The 15,856-nt window shown below is 67.2% G+C and carries 5 protein-coding genes; 2 read left to right on the top strand and 3 right to left on the bottom strand.

Going from position 1 to position 15,856, the window contains the following annotated elements:
* Positions 1-29 precede the first annotated feature (29 nt).
* Together LZC95_34465 and LZC95_34460 are read right to left on the bottom strand one after the other, a co-directional pair.
* The gene (locus tag LZC95_34465; protein WXA91550.1) at positions 30-1,712 is read right to left on the bottom strand and encodes a cyclic peptide export ABC transporter; all 1,683 of its coding nucleotides are present in this window, start codon (positions 1,710-1,712) and stop codon (positions 30-32) included.
* Positions 1,709-11,275 (bottom strand): amino acid adenylation domain-containing protein, encoded by a 9,567-nt coding sequence (locus LZC95_34460; GenBank protein ID WXA91549.1) that lies wholly within the window; start codon positions 11,273-11,275, stop codon positions 1,709-1,711. The genes LZC95_34465 and LZC95_34460 overlap by 4 nt, the downstream gene beginning before the upstream one ends.
* Before the next feature lie 455 nt (positions 11,276-11,730).
* On the opposite strand from LZC95_34460, the gene mxcH reads away from it, so the two are divergent.
* Both mxcH and LZC95_34450 read left to right on the top strand, forming a co-directional pair.
* Positions 11,731-14,250: a TonB-dependent siderophore myxochelin receptor MxcH gene (mxcH, locus tag LZC95_34455; GenBank protein WXA91548.1), complete on the top strand. Its 2,520-nt coding sequence runs from the start codon at positions 11,731-11,733 to the stop codon at positions 14,248-14,250.
* A 20-nt stretch (positions 14,251-14,270) separates the two neighbouring features.
* Positions 14,271-15,506: a hypothetical protein gene (locus LZC95_34450; GenBank protein ID WXA91547.1), complete on the top strand. Its 1,236-nt coding sequence runs from the start codon at positions 14,271-14,273 to the stop codon at positions 15,504-15,506.
* Here LZC95_34450 and LZC95_34445 read toward each other — a convergent pair.
* Complete coding sequence (locus LZC95_34445) at positions 15,503-15,778, bottom strand: hypothetical protein (GenBank protein ID WXA91546.1); 276 nt, start codon at positions 15,776-15,778, stop codon at positions 15,503-15,505. The genes LZC95_34450 and LZC95_34445 overlap by 4 nt on opposite strands.
* Between the last annotated feature and the right edge of the window lie 78 nt (positions 15,779-15,856).

Below are 15,856 nucleotides of genomic sequence, written 5' to 3'. Positions count from 1 at the left end.
TCCTTTCCATGGAGTCCATGGCGTGCGCCTCAATTCATGACCCTGACGACTGGCCCCGGCGCAGGCGCTGGCGGGACCGCGACCTCGGAGAGAACGCCGAAGTCCATGTGCAAGCAGCGATCGGCGACGCCGAAGTACTGCTCGTCGTGGCTGATGACGAGCGCAGTTTTTCCCTGCGCCCGCAGTTCCGGGAGAAACTCCCGGTAGAAGACCCTGCGAAATTCCGGGTCCTGATCGGCCGCCCACTCGTCGAAGAGAAAGAAGGAGCGGTCCTCGAGCAGCGCCGCGACCAATGCCAGCCTTTTGCGCTGGCCGGTCGAGAGCCCATCGAAGCGCAGCTTGCCGTCTTCGATGGTGATGCGGCGGTCGAGTTTGAGCCTCTGGAGGTACCCGGCCACGCGCTCGCGGACGTGGGCATTGCCGAGGCCGAGCTGCTCGTCGAAGACATGGTAGTCGGCGAAGACGGCGGAGAAGATCTGACGGTACTGATCGCGGTTGGACGCATCGATGGGGATGCCGTCGACGCGAAGCTCGCCCGCCTCGGGCGTGTAGAGCCCGAGCAGCACCTTGGCGAGCGTGGTCTTGCCGCTCCCGTTGCCGCCCACCAGGAAGACGATTTCGCCCGGGCGAAAGCCGAGTGCGATGGGGCCGAGTCGAAAGGTAGTCTCCTCGTACTCGCGCATGTAGCTGTGGGTGACGCCGCATAGCTCGATGCGCTGCCAGCTCGATGCGAAGGTGCTCGCCGGAAGGGCGGGTCGCACCCGGTCGGCTTCGTCGTGCGCCGCGAGCGCGAGGCCTAGCTCGTCGAGCTTGCGAAAGGCCACGGCGGCGCGACCGGCCGAGGGCGCGATTTCCACCAGCTGCGCGACGGGGCCCATCAGGTACAGGAGGGTCAACGTCGCGCCCGCGACCGCGGAAGCCGAGAGGCCCGTCGCACCGGGAAGAACGAACACCGTGACGCCGAGCGCCGCGTAGAACAAGAGGCCGCCCCAGCCCATGCCGAAGCTGTATCGGGTCATGCCCGCCACGAAGTCGCGTTCGTAGGTGGAAAGGCTCTGACCAAACGAATCGGTCAGAAAGGCCTCGCCCCGTCCGCGGTTGATCTGCAGCTCCTTGATGCCCGCGGTGAGCGAGCGGAAATGACGAAAAAGGGTGTCGCTGGTTTCGCGTGCGCGCTCGAAGAAGCGCAGAGCGCCCGATTCGTGAAGGCGAAAAAGGGCGACGCCGACGGCAATCGCGGCCAGGACCACGAGGAACGCCGAGCGGGCGATCCAGGCGAGGTACAGAAGGCAACCGAGGATGGTCGCGGCGCACACGCAAATGTGGGGCAGCTGCACGTAGGCCTGGGTGATGACGAGGGCGTCGTCGTTGAGCGCCGCCAAGAGGCGATGGGAGCCCAGTGTCTCGATCTGGCGAAGGGGCGCTTCGACGATGTTGCGGCCGAGCCGCCTGCGGACCTCGCCCACGATGGATTGCCCCAGCCGGGTGAGGAGCACCTCCGAGATCCCCTTGCTGACCACCGCCAGCAGGGTCAGCCCGACGAAGCTCGTCATCAGCCGGTCGCGCGTTGCGCTGGCTGCGGCCTCACGGGACATGGCGTCGTGCACGAGGCCAATCACCGCGGCGCCGCAGAGGCCACTGACGAGACCCGCGCCGATGGCGCAAGCCACGACGGGCCAGGAGCCTCGCAGGAGGGAGCCGGAGGTCTTCATTCGCTGCGCCCCTTGATGCGTCGCGCGGCGCTTCGAGGCAGTGCCACCAGTGCGGGTTCGGCCGGCGGCGCCGAAGGCTCGGCCCGCAGCGTGCGCACCCGCTCCGCGAGACCGAGGGCCGTCGGCCGCTCGAAGAAGTCCTGAAGCGACAAGGCGATCCCGAACACGTCGCGAACGCGATTGAGGATCTGCAGCGCGACCAACGACTCGCCGCCCTGCGCGAAGAAGTCTTTCCGCGGGTCGATGCGCGGGACGCCAAAGGCCTCCGCCCATATCGTGGTCATGCGCTCCTCGAGGCCATCGAGGGAGGCGACCTTCTCGGGGGCCGGTTTGGGAGTCTCGGCACCGAGATGGCGCATGAGGATTTTGCCCTCGTCGTCCTTCGGCAATCCGTCGAGGGCCTGTGTGGAGACGATGACGTGGGATGCCGCGGGCTGGGCGATGAGCCGGGAGAAGACCTCTTGTCCCTCGGCCACGGACATGGCGGGCGTTTCCGTCGCGCCGTTGTCGAGGGAGAGGCCCATGGCTTCGAGTCGGGCGGCGGCGTGTGCGGCCATGCCGATGCCGCGCCAGCGATCGAGGCTCACCGAGAGGGTCTTTCGCGCGGTGCGCCGGCCGAGGCTCTGCGCGAAGGCATCGAGAAACGCGTTGGCCGCCGCGTAGCCGGCTCGCCCGACGCCCCCGCTCAACGACGTGAGGGACGAACAATAGAGGACGAAGTCGAGCGGCGCATCCGCCTCCTCCAGCAGCGCCTCCTCGAGTGCGAGCGCCCCCAGCGCCTTGGCGCGCAGCTCGCCGACGAAGGACTCCACGGTGAGGCCTCCGAGGAGGCCACCGCCCGCGATGCCGGCCGCGTGAATCAACCCCGCGAGCGGGCCGAATCGTTCGCGCGCCTGAGCGAGCACGTCGCGCATGGCCGAGACGTCGGCCACGTCCGCGCGTACCACGAGCACCTCTGCGCCCATTCCCTCGAGGAGATGCACGCGCTGGCGTTGCTCGTCCGTCGGCTCCGATCGGCCCGTGAGCACGAGCCGCGCGCGCACGGTTCGCGCAAGGGTCTCGGCCAGGGCGAGCCCGATGCCTCCGAGGCCCCCGGTGATGAGGTACGCGCCCCGTTCGCGAAGACCTGCGCCGCGGGGCGCTTCCTCGATCCGGATCGGCGCCACCGTGGGAAGCCAGCGATGCGCACCGCGCAAGGCGACCACGGGTTCTTCCTCGGCGCATCGCGCCTCCGCGAGGAGTCTTTGCACGATGGCGTCGTCGTCGGCGCTCTCGAGGTCGACGAGACGGCAGTGAAGGCGAGGCCACTCGAGGGAAAGCGTGCGGCAGAGGCCGACCAGCGGTGCGTGCTCGGGGTGCAGGATTTCGCGACCGGTGACGTCGTGCAAACCCTGCGCAAGGACCAGAAGCCTCGCGGCGCCGAGGGCCGTCGCCGCGGCCATGACGCTGGCCGCGCCGCGTTCTTGCGCGCGAAGAAATGCGTCTGCGTCGAGGGCGCCCTCGCTTGCATCGCCGAGCGCGAAGGCATGCACGATGTGCGTCGCGGCGGTCGCGTTTGTCGCACATGCAGCGGCGAGGGCTCGGTAGTCGTCCACCGCGGAGGGCCGAAGCACGAAATCGTGCGCGCCCGTCTTCGCGAAGGCGGGGCCGCTGCGCGCGCGGGTGACCCGGACGCTCGCCGTCGAGAGGGTCGCAACGAGCCGCGTGACGAGCGGACCGTCGTCGCCCAAGACGATCCAGTGCATGCCCGTGTCCACGCCTTGCACCGCTGCGGCCGGTGCGCGTTTCCACGAGGGCGCGTAGAACCAGTCGTTCAACGATCGCGCGGGGGCCGGCGCGTTCGAGGCCTTGCGCGGGCGCGGTTCGAGCCAGTGCCGCTGCCGCTCGAAGGGCGTGGCGGGCAAGGAGACCCGCCGACCACGCCGCGTGCCCGCGAGCGCGGTGAAATCGATTGGCGCGCCCAGGACCCAGAGGTTGCCGGCGGCTTCGAGAAAGGGCATCGAGGCCAGCGCCTGGCCCGCGGCGGTCCGCTGCCAGAGACCGGTCAGCGTTCGTCCAGGGCCGATCTCGAGCGCGATGCGATCGGGCCGCGTGGCCAGGGCCCGGACGCCCTCCGCGAAGCGCACGGGTTGGCGCAAATGCTGGACCCAGTAGTTGGGATCCTGCGCCTGCGCCGCCGTGATCCACGTGCCCGTCACGTTGGAGATCCAGGGTACGCGCGGCTCGGAGAAGGACACGCGCGCCACCACGTCCCGGAACGCATCGAGCACGCCGTCCATCAGGTGCGAGTGGAAGGCGCGCTCTCCGCGGAGTCGCCGCGACTGCAGTCCCGCGGCCGCGGCCTCGCGCTCGACCTGCTCGATCGCGGAAACGGAGCCCGAGAGCACGCACTGGCCGTCCGCATTGACCGCCGCAAGGGACACCTCGGCGCCGAGCCAACGCTGGACATCGGCCTCGGACGCGGGGATGGCCAGCATGGCGCCCGCGGGCGTCGCTTCCATCAAACGGCCGCGCGCGGCGACCAGTCCGAGCGCGTCGTCGAGCTTCAAGCAGCCCGCGAGGCAAGCCGCCACGTATTCGCCGACGCTGTGGCCGATCATCGCCTCGGGCTCGATGCCCAGCGACGCCCAAAGCTGCGACAGCGCATGCTCGAGCACGAAGAGCGCAGGTTGGGTGAGCGAGGTGCGGTCGAGCTCCTCCGTCTCGTAGAACATCACCCGTTTCAGATCGAGCCCGAGGATCGGCTCCAGACGGCGCGCGCAGTCATCGATGGCGCGCGCGAATGCGGGCACGCTCTCGTAAAGCTCCCGCCCCATGCCGGCGCTCTGGCTGCCCTGCCCGGAGAACAGAAATACCACGGGCGGAGCTTCTCCGACCGCACTTTGGGCCTGCGACGCTGCGCGATCCGCGCGCAGGGCGGCGATGGCCTCCGCCTTCGATCGCGCGACGATCGCGCGGCGATGGGAGGCGGCGCGCCGGCCCATTTGCAGGGTAAATGCGGTATCCGCCAGGCGAAGGGTCGCGTCGTCCTCGAGGCGTGCGGCAAGCGCATCGCTCACCGCGGCAAGCCCGTTGCCTGAGCGAGCCGACACGACGAGCAACTCCGCCCGGTCCTCGGCCTCCTCGGCCTGCACCACGGCGGGCGGCGCCTCCAGGACGGCGTGCGCATTCGTCCCACCGAGACCGAACGCGCTGACCCCCGCACGGCGTGGACCCGAAGGTTCCCAATCGAGGAGGCGGGTGGCAACCCGAAAGGGGCTGCGTTCGAAGTCGATGGCCGGGTTCGGCGCCGCGAAGTGCAGGTTCGGTGGGATCCGGCCTTCTCGCACCGCGAGGGCGGCCTTGATGAGGCCCGTGATGCCCGCCGCCGCGTCCAAGTGCCCGACGTTGGTCTTCACCGAGCCGATGGCGCAAAAGCCCGTGCGCTCCGTGCTGGCGCGGAAGGCCTGCGTGAGGGCCGCGATCTCGATGGGATCGCCCAGCGGCGTGCCGGTGCCGTGGGCCTCGACATAGCCCACCGAGTCCGCGGTGATGCCGGCGGCCGCGTGCGCGTCTCGGATGACGCGGGCCTGGCCGTCGACACGGGGTGCGGTGTAGCCGATCTTCTTGCGTCCGTCGTTGTTGATCGCGGACCCTTTGATCACGGCGACGATGGAGTCCCCATTGGCCAATGCATCGTCGAGTCGCTTGAGAAGCACCACGCCCGCGCCGCTGCCCGACACCGTTCCTTGGGCGCGCTCGTCGAAGGCGCGGCAGTGGCCGTCGGGCGAACCGATCGCGCCCTCTTGATAGAGGAACCCGGCGGTCTGCGGCACGGTGATGGACACGCCACCGGCCACGGCGAGATCGCATTCACCGCCGAGCAGCGCTCTGCATGCCAGGTGCACCGCCACCAACGAGGTCGAGCACGCGGTTTGAACGGCCACGCTCGGCCCTTCGAGGTTCAGTCGGTACGAAACGAGGGTGGTGAGAAAGTCTTTGTCGAGCGCCAACAGCGCCGCCATATCCTCCGCGGATTCGAGCCGCACGCCCTCGGGAAACCGATGAAAGAGGTAGCCACTGAGGCTCGAGCCCGCATAGACCCCGACCCGTCCGCCCGCGCGCTCGGGATCGTAGCCCGCGTCTTCGAAGGCCTCCCACACGCATTCGAGGAAGAGTCGATGCTGCGGATCGAGCAGGGCGGCCTCCCGCGGCGAGAAGCCGAAGAACCCTGCGTCGAAGCGATCGATCCCATCGAGCACCGCGCGGGCTCGGACATAGTGCGGATTGGATACGAGTGTGGGATCCACGCCGGCGGCGAGGAGCTCCTCGTCCGTGAGCGTGGCGATCGATTCGACGCCGGCGCAGAGGTTGCGCCAGAACGCGCGGACGTCGGGGGCACCGGGAAACCGTCCCGCCATGCCGATGATCGCGACGTCGCTTCCTGCGGCATGTGCGCGCGTTCGCTCGTCCGAATGGGATGGCGCTGTCTCATCATTGGAAAGCGCCGCCGCCAGCGAGGCGATCGTCGGGTGCTGAAAGAGAAGCAACACCGGGATGTCGCGGCCGACCCGCTCCCGGAGACGGGTGGCCACCTCGGTGAGCAGCATGGAGTGCCCGCCGATGTCGAAGAAGTTCTCATGCACGCCGGGATGCCGCACGGCGAGGACCTGTTCCCAGATCTCCGCAATGGTTCGCTCGAGCTCCGTGCGGGCCGAGGTCGTCGTTCGCGCAGGGGCGCGTTCGTCGGCGGGTGCAGGCAAACGGCTGCGATCGACCTTGCCGTTGGGCCCGAGGGGCATTTCCTCGAGCCGAACGAGGGTCGACGGCACCATCGCCTCGGGCAGGTGGGCGCGGAGATAAGCACGCAGCGCCGCAATGTCACCCGTGCCGGTCACGTACGCGACGAGAGACTTCTCCCCCGCGGCGCCCTCGGCGAGGATCACCGTGGCCTCGTTCACCTCCGGGTGCCGGCGCAGGCAGGCCTCGATCTCGCCGACCTCGATGCGCATCCCGCGCACCTTCACCTGGTGATCGAGTCGCCCGAGAAACTCGAGCACGCCGTCCGCGCGTCGCCGCACGCGATCGCCCGTCACGTACAGGCGGGCGCCCGGCTCGTCGCTCCATGGATCGGGCCTCCAACGTTCCGCCGTGAGTCGCGGGTTGTTCCAATAGCCGCGCGCCACACCCGCGCCGCCGATGGCCAGCTCGCCCGCAGCACCGTCGGGCAGTGGCGAGCCATGGCGATCGAGGACGTAAAGTCGCGTGTTCGGGAAGGCGAGACCAAGCGGAACGCCTCGGCCGGCGTGCGCCTCGGCGAGATCGCTCGGCTCGTAGAACGCGTTGTCGATGGTCGTTTCGGTCACGCCGTAGCCGCTGAGAAGGCGCGTCGTGGAAGGGAGGCGCTGGCGCAGCTCGATGTAGTCGCGCATCGACCACGCGTCGGAGCCAACGATGAGCAATCGAAGGCTGCCGAGTCGCTCGGCGTGCGCCATCAGTGGCTTGGCCAACGCCGGAACGACGTCGAGCGCGGTCACCGCCTCGCGCTCCACCAACGTTGCCAATGCCGCGGCGTCGATCGATGCCTCGAAGGGCGCGAGAACCAGCGACCCACCCGAGCAGAGCGCCCGGACCCAATCGGCGGTCCAGACGTCGAAGGCGGGGCTCGCGACCTGCAGAAAGCGCAGCTCGCTCTCCCGATACACCTCTTGCCAGGCGGCGAAGGCGTTGGCCAAGGTGCGATGGCTCACCATCACGCCCTTGGGCCGGCCCGTCGAGCCCGATGTATGTATCATATATGCCAGGCCATCGAGCGCGGTGCGATTCGGCGCCGCGGGCTCGGGCAGCTCCACCCGATCCAGGTCCACGACGTGGACGCCGTTCGAAAGCGCCGGGAGGCGGCCGACAAGGCTCGCTCGCGTGATCACCGTGGAAACGGCCGCGTCTTGCATCGTGGCGCCGGCGCGCTCGGCCGGATGGCTCGTATCGAGCGGAACGTACGCGCCGCCCGCCTTGAGAATCGCCAACACGCTGGCCACCAGATCGATCGACCGATCCAAATAGACGGCGACCCGCACCTCGGCCGAAACGCCGAGCCTCGCGAGGTAGCTGGCCAGGCGACGGGCGCGCAGGTCGAGTTCCCCGTACGTGCATCGCTCGGAGCCGGCGATGAGCGCCACCGCGTCGGGCTGTCGCGCGGCCTGCGCCTCGAACAGCTCGTGCACGCAGAGCGGCGGAACCGCGATGCGCGGCTGCGCGCCGAAAGTCTGCGCGCGTTCGCGCTCCGTCAGAATGGATAGCTCGGAAAGCGGCGCGTCCGGGCGCGCGACGATTTGCTCGAGAACCCGGCGGAGTCGCTCCCCGAGCTCGCGGATCGTCGCAGCCTCGAAAAGATCCGTATTGTACTCCCACACGGCGCGCAGCTCGCGTCCGGCGGGCACGAGATCCAAGGCCAGATCGAGCTGCGCGGTGCGCGTATCGAACTGCTCCACGGCGAAGCTCACATTGGGCAGCGCCGGCCAAGCGGGCAGGGGAGGCTGCATCGAGACCATGGCCTGAAAGAGCGGCGCACGGCTCAAATCGCGAACGAGCGGCAGCTCTTGAAGCACGCGCTCGAAGGGCACGTCCTGGTGCTCCTGCGCTTGCTCGACGGTCCGCCGCACGCGCGCGAGCAACTCCGCCGCCGCGGGATCGCCTCCGAGATCCACGCGCAAGGCGAGCGTGTTGATGAAGCAGCCGACGGCCTCCTCGAGCGCTGGGCGTGCGCGGCCCGCGACCGGTGTTCCGAGGCAGAGATCCGACTGCCCCGTGTAGCGATGCAAGAGCGCGAACAGGCCGGCCGTGACCGTCGCGAACAGCGTGGCCCCGTGCTGCCGCCCCAAGGATGTGAGCTTTTCCACCAGCTCGCTGGAAAGGACGAACGTCTCGCGCGCGCCGGCGTACGTCTGGATGGGCGGGCGAGGTCGATCGCTGGGAAGCTCGAGGGGCGGCACCGGCCGCGCGAGCTGCGTTTTCCAGTAGCGAAGCTGCGGCTCCCACGCGCGTGCGCGCTCCGGGGTTCGCTGCGCGAGGGCTTCGTCCGCGAACGCGCTCTCGGTTGCCGGCAATGCCGCATCATGGCCCGTCGTGAACGCGGCGTACTGCTCGAGCAGCTCGCGGAGCACGATCGTCAAGGACCAGCCGTCCACCACCAGGTGATGGGCCGTGAGCGTGAGGACGTGCTCGTCTGCCCCTGTTTCGAACAGCGCAAAGCGGACCGGCGCACCCTCCAGTGCGACGGGTTGCCATGATCCCGATTCGATGGGCAGCGCCATCGGAGAATGCGGCAGGATCGTCTGGCAGGGGCGCCCTTCCCACGTCGTGAAGCAGGTGCGCAGGGCGGCGTGCCGGGCCACGACGGCATTCACGGCCCGCTCGAGGGCCTCGCGATCGAGCGCGCCGGCAAAGCGCAGACCGCCCGCGATCTGGTAGACGGGCGCGGGCGTGACGAGCCGCTCGAGAAACCAGAGGCGCTCCTGCACGAACGAAAGCGGAAGGCGCTCCGGGCGCGCCACGATGGCGGCGGGGCCCACCTGCCCGTCGCTCTTCTGCTGCGCCTCGATCCACGTTGCGAGCGCCGCCACGGTGTTCGTGTCGAACACCTGCGCGGGGCCGACCTCCACACCGAAGGCCTCGCTCGCCCGTGCGCTCAGTTGCATGGCCTTCAGCGAATCGCCGCCCAGCTCGAGAAACGCATCGTCCGGCGTCACCCGCCCGCACTGGAGCACGTCCGTCCAGATCCGTGCCAACGCCGCCTCGGTCTCAGTCAGCGCCCGCTCCTCGGGCGACGGCTGCGCGGTGGACGAATCCTTGGAAGCCTCCCAACTCTCCCAACGCCAAAGCGTCGCAAGCTCCCCGTTCAGGAAGCGCTCGCGGCACGCCCGTCGCTGCACCTTGCCGCTCGTCGTGCGCGGAAGGCTGCCGCGCCGGATGAACACCAGGGCAAAGACGGCCACCTCGTGCTCCGAGGCAATTGCTTCGCGGACGCGAGCCCCTGCGCGGGCCAAGTCCTCCGCCGGGCGCGTGCGGCACTCTTCGACGACGATGAGGCGCTCCTCACCGCCCACCTCCACCGCGAACGCCGCCGCACCACCGCCGCCAAACTCCGCGCTGCTCGCCTCGGCACAAGCCTCGATGTCCTGCGGATACAGGTTTCGCCCGCGGACGATGATCAGATCCTTGAGCCGCCCCGTGACATAGAGCTCTCCATCGTCGACGAAGCCGAGATCTCCGGTCCGCAGGAAGGGGCCTTCACCCGATGCAAGGTGCGCTCCGAACGACGCCGCCGTCTCCTCGGGTCGTCCCCAGTAGCCTTGGGCCACACTCCCGCCCGTCACCCAAATCTCCCCGACCTCGCCGGCCGCACGAGGCTCCGCGCTCGCGGGATCGACAATCTTCACGATCGCATCGTCATGCGGCCCGCAGCCGACCAGCTGTGCAACCGCACCGTTGTCGTCCGAGGCGAGCACCGCGCGCCCCTGCTCGAGCGCCGCGCGCTCGACCGTGCGCACAATCGGGGGCGCTTGGCGCGTGCGTGCGCTCACGAGGAGCGTCGACTCCGCGAGTCCGTAGCAAGGAACGAACGCCGAGGCCCGGAACCCCGCGCCCGCGAACGCCTTCGCGAAGCGATCGAGCGTGGCCTTGCGCACCGGCTCCGCCCCGTTGAAGGCCACCGTCCACGAGCTCAAATCGAGCCCCTCGCGCTGCTCCGGCGCGATCTTGTCCACGCAGAGATCGAACGCGAAGTTCGGACCACCGCTGGTCGTCCCGCGGTAGCGCGAGATCGCCGCCAGCCAGCGCAGCGGGTTCGTCAAGAAGTGCTCGGGCGTCATCTGGATGCAGGGCGCGCCCACGTAGAGCGGCTGCAGGATGTTCCCGATGAGTCCCATGTCGTGGTACGGCGGCAGCCACCCCACGATCACGCTTTCGTCGGACTGCCCGAACGCGCGTTGGATCATCCGCTCATTCTGGAGAAGGTTGCCGTGGGTGAGCGCCACACCTTTGGGCGTGCCCGTCGAGCCCGATGTGTACTGGAGGAAGGCCAAGGTTCCCGGCTCGATGGGGAGCGGCCGCCATGCGTCCTCCGCGCCGTCGCCAATCGAATCGATGGTTACCCAGTGCAGATCGTCGAACCCGGGCGGCCGTGGGGCGTTGCTCAAGGCGACCGTGGGACGGCAGTCGCGAACGATCGAAAGCAGGCGCGGAAGGCCACGCCGCCGCTGGGGTAGCGGCACGGGGACCGTGACCAGGCCTGCGTAGAGGCAGCCGAAGAACGCCGCGATGAAATCGAGCCCGGGCGGCAACACGATGAGCACGCGATCGCCGGGCCGCGCGCACGACTGCATTGCGCCCGCGATGGCACGGGCTCGCCGATCGAGCTCGCCATAGGTCGTCGAATGCTCAATCGATTCACCGTCCGCGAGGAAGGTGTACGCGTGGGATGCGGAGCGCTCGCTCGCGCGACATTGAAGCAATTCAATCAGGGTCGCGGGCTCTGTGGACGGAGCGGTCGTCAGCGCGCGTGCGCGCGATTCGTTCGATTCCATAGTGTCCTCGGCGCCAAGTCCGAAAATTCAAAGAATCCGGAATGGGCGAGCTGGATCCGATTTGGGGCTCCAACAGTCAGGATCGCTGGCCGGCCGGGGGCGTTTGCGTTGCAACGTCACAGAACGCCATGGGGGAAGCGCCGTTGGCGCACGCCCAAAAGAAAACTTCTACGGTCGGGTCGCTGAATATGAAAATCACTCTCAACTGTCAACGGTGAAAGGTCTAGGATTCGATGATTCGCCCGACTGTCACTCCGACATCGCTCTTCGATGACGAGCCCCACCATCCCCTCCCGCACCCCATGAGCCTTCGCAATTGACCCAACCCTTGGCGCCGCGGTATGCGCGGTTTATTTCGGACGACCGATACGGAGCCCGATTTCTCTTCTTTCTTGTTATTCCCAGCAAATAAGAATCATTCGCACCTTAGAGAGGCCCTGCACGGCCGGCCGACTATGACCAAGTGCATCACCGACTTCCGCTTTCCTGCGGCCCTTGTGGCGAGTTTCTGCGCGTTCAGCCTCGGCGGGGCCGGTGTGGCTTTGGCGCAGAATGCCGGGTCTGCGGGTGCCTCCGATGGGGCAGGGGCGGCGACCGTGCAGCCGCCGGAGCTCGTCGGGTTCGTCGAAGCCGAATACCCACCCGCTGCCCTTGCGGCCAGACGGGAGGGACGTGTGGTGCTGCGGTTGACGCTCGACAGGGAAGGCCTGGTTATCGACGCCGACGTGACCGAGCCCGCGGGCCATGGCTTCGACGAGGCAGCTCGAAGCGCCGCGCTCCGTTTCCGTTTCTCTCCGGCACGACGCGGTGACAAGCCGGTCGCCGCCCGCATCTTGTACACGTACGAGTTCCGGCTGCCTCCCGAGCCCGAGCCGCCCGCGCCCCCCGCCGAACAAGCGCCGGGTGCGCCGGCGCCGAAGCCTCCGGCAGCGACGGAGGCCCCCGTCGAGGTCAAGGTCAAGGGCCTCTCCGAAGTGGCGCGGCTGCGGCAGTCCGCGCAGGCCGTGAAGGTCATCGAGCTGGAACAGGCGCAGCGGGAGTCTGCGGATCTCGGGGAGGTGCTCGCGCGCTCCGGGGGCATCAGCGTGCGGCGCGGCGGCGGGCTCGGATCGGGAACGCGCCTATCGCTCAATGGCCTCACCGACGACCAGATCCGCTTTTTGGTGGATGGCATTCCGCTCGAGCTCGCGGGCTATCCATTTGGCGTCGCGAACGTTCCGTTGAACCTCGTCGAACGCGTCGAGATCTACCGCGGCGTCGTTCCCATCCGCTTTGGTGCGGACGCCCTGGGTGGTGTAGTCAATTTGCGGACCGACACCGAAGTGCGTGGAACGCACGCCGCCGCGTCCTATCAGGTGGGTTCGTTTGGCACGCACCGACTTACCTTCAGTGGGCACACGCTCGATGAGCCCACGGGCAGCTTTACGCGTGTCACCGCATTTCACGATTATGCCAAAAATGACTATCCCGTCGACGTCGAGGAGGCCGCCGCGAACGGCCGGCTCGCGCCCGTACGCGTGGATCGGTTCCACGACGCCTACCGGGCTACGGGTGGCAGCGTCGAGACGGGCTTCGTCAATCGCCCTTGGGCGAAACGCCTCCTGTTGCGCGCCTTCGTAACGGATTACTCGAAGGAGGTGCAGCACAGCATCGTCATGGGTAGACCGTACGGAGAGGTCGAATACGGCGAGCTCACGGCGGGTGCGACGCTTCGCTACGAGAACACATTTGCCAAGAACGTCTCGATCAGCTTCGTCGGCGGCTATACGCAAAACCGGCGGTCGTTCCGGGACGTGAGCCAATGTAATTACAATTGGTTTGGGCAGTGTACGACCACACGGACTTTCGCCGGTGAGGTCGAAGGGATTCCGCACGATATCCTCGACATTCAGCACACGGGTTTTGGCCGGCTGAACGCCAGTTGGCAGCTTCACCCGCAGCACGTCCTTCGGCTCTCGCTCGCGCCCACGTATGTCACGCGCAAGGGGGACGATCGGCGTGGATTGGACCCCACCGGGCCCGATCGGTTTGCATCCCAGCGCGATCTGTTCGGACTCGTCAGCGGCATCGAATACCAAATCGACGGCTTTGGCGACCGTTTGGAAAACATCGCTTTCGTCAAAGACTATCTTCAAATCGCGCGGACGGAGGAGCCCGTACCGGGAGGGTTCATACGCCGCTACGACCGCGACACGCATCGCTTTGGTGTCGGCAATGCGCTCCGGTATCGTTTCGTGCCTTGGCTCTACGGCAAGGCTTCGTACGAGCTTGCCACGCGCTTACCAAACCCCGAGGAAGTGTTCGGCAACGGCTCGCTCATCGTGGCAAACCTCGGCCTGCAGCCCGAGACGAGTCACAACGTCAATATCGGCTTTACCGTCGACGGCCTCGAGACCCGCGTCGGAGCCTGGCGGTTCGATGTGAACGGTTTTCTGCGCGAGACCGATCAACTCATCGTCTTGCGCGGCAGCGATCGCAACTCCCGGTACGAGAACGTTTTGAGCGCACGCTCTTTGGGGGCCGAAGCGACGGCGGGCTGGACCTCGCCGGGTGAATACCTCGCACTCGATGGCAACTTTACGTACCTCGATTTTCGCAACACCTCGAGCGAGGGAACATTCGGCAACGACGGCGACCGTATCCCAAATCGCCCTTACCTGATGGGCAATGGCTCGGCGCGCGTCCAATTTCGCCGCGTGGCGGCTTCCAATGACGAGATTGCGCTCGTGTGGAATACCCGTTACGTGCACGAGTTTTATCGCAGCTGGGAGAGCCTCGGTTCGCGCGAGTCCAAAGAAGTCGTCCCCTCGCAGCTCTTGCACTCGCTTGCACTCACCTACCTCGTTCGCGGTAACCCGTACATCTTGAGCTTTACCGGCGAAGTGCAGAATCTGACCAACGAACCGGCCTACGACTTCATTGGCGTTCAGCGGCCGGGCAGAGCCTTCTATTTCAAGACAACCGCGGAATTCTGAACTCCGCAAAGGGAACAGCCATGAAATCGATGACCAACGTAAAGCGGATTGCCATCCTCGCCGCGCTTCTTACCGCGTCGGGTGTCTCCGCATGCGGCAAGGACGATTCCTCGGGTGGCGGTGGTGGGCCCGACGGGGGTGATACCAGCCCTGCCTATCTGGTCGGCACCCGCGTTTGGAACGATACCCTGACGACGTCGTACGTCCACGTGGTGCCCTCCCTCGACCAAGCGACGACGATCGATCCGAGCAAGGCCCTGGAGATCGGCGGCTCGGCGACGCTCTATTCCATTCCGGGGCTCGGATGGTTCGCGGTCGGAGACGCCGAGAAAGCGACTTTCACCCGCTACACGTTGAGCAACGATCGCAAGCTCGTGCAGCAAGAGAGGATCAGTCTGCAGCCGCAGGGTGTGCTGAAGCTCTGGGACACGCTCTATGTCGTCTCCCCCACGAAGGTCTATTACCCCGATCCCGAGGGCCAGCAGATCATCGTCATCAACCCCACGGCGATGACCGTCGAACGCACGATCAAGCTGCCGGAAACGGCGCGCAATGGATACCTCTCGGTCTATGGCTATGGGGCAACCATGCGGGACGGGAAGGTCATCTTCACCGTCGGCTGGTTCGACTGGCAGCAAGGCGACAAGGTGCTGGGCGAAACCGGTTTGGTGGTGCTCGACACCGCGACGGATACGGTTTCCCGTGTCGACGTGGACCATCGTTGCGGAGGAATCACCACGCCGGTCCTCATGGACTCGGGCGACACGTACTTCACGAGCTCCGCGCTCGCTGCCGCGGCTCATAAACTCGGTCGGCTGTCCACGGCGCCCTGCTCCTTGCGCATCAAGGCTGGCGCGGACGCGTTCGATCCCGGCTACGTGGCCAACCTCTCCGATATCACGTCCGCGCAAATCGTCGGCGAGCCGATCCCCGCCGGTGGCAATAGCATGTTCCTGCGCGCGTTCGACGAGAGTGCGGGCACGGTGAAGCCGGACGATCAGACCTGGAAGCTCACGGGCCAACCCGTGTGGCAGTGGTTGCGTTGGGACGTGACCACGGCGAAGGCAGAGCGGCTCGCCGACGTTCCATCCGGCACGGCCGACGTTCTCTGGTTCAAAGTCGACAATCGCGTGTACGGCACCGAGTCGAAGTCGGACAACTCCTCCACCACGCTCATCGAGCTCACCGCCGCAGGAGGCCCGAAGCGCGCCCTGACGGCGCCCGGATTCCTCTACGGCGTGACACGCGTGCGCTAGTCACGGCAGTTTCCGCCGTCTGCGACCGATGACGAGCCCGAATCGGCGTCGGTCGCACCTGCATCCTGAACCGGCGGCGGGTACCAGGAGTTGTAATAGTCGGGTTTGCACGTCCAGGAATGGCTGTCGCAGAAGTAGCCATCTTCGCATTCCTTGGGGCCGGAGAAGTCGCTGTTGCAGTTCTCGCCCGCCTTGGCGGTGCTGGAGAAGCAGCCCCCGAGAAGGCCCAAAAATAGCGCAGTCATCAAGGCAGCCAGGGCCTTCGCTCGCATGTTCGTTGCCATGCCTTGGAGATTGCGTCGTGGGGGCGCCCTCTCCAAATGACGTCAAATGACATGCGCGCGATTCTC

This window comes from Sorangiineae bacterium MSr12523, assembly GCA_037157775.1.
GTDB classification, from domain to species: Bacteria; Myxococcota_A; Polyangia; order Polyangiales; family Polyangiaceae; genus Pendulispora; species Pendulispora brunnea.
This window is presented reverse-complemented; position numbering and strand designations above follow the sequence as displayed.

Coding starts and splice junctions, on each gene's coding strand:
- LZC95_34465 (WXA91550.1), bottom strand. CDS start 1,712: ATGAAGACCTCCGGCTCCCTCCTGCGAGGCTCCTGGCCCGTCGTGGCT.
- LZC95_34460 (WXA91549.1), bottom strand. CDS start 11,275: ATGGAATCGAACGAATCGCGCGCACGCGCGCTGACGACCGCTCCGTCC.
- mxcH (WXA91548.1), top strand. CDS start 11,731: ATGACCAAGTGCATCACCGACTTCCGCTTTCCTGCGGCCCTTGTGGCG.
- LZC95_34450 (WXA91547.1), top strand. CDS start 14,271: ATGAAATCGATGACCAACGTAAAGCGGATTGCCATCCTCGCCGCGCTT.
- LZC95_34445 (WXA91546.1), bottom strand. CDS start 15,778: ATGCGAGCGAAGGCCCTGGCTGCCTTGATGACTGCGCTATTTTTGGGC.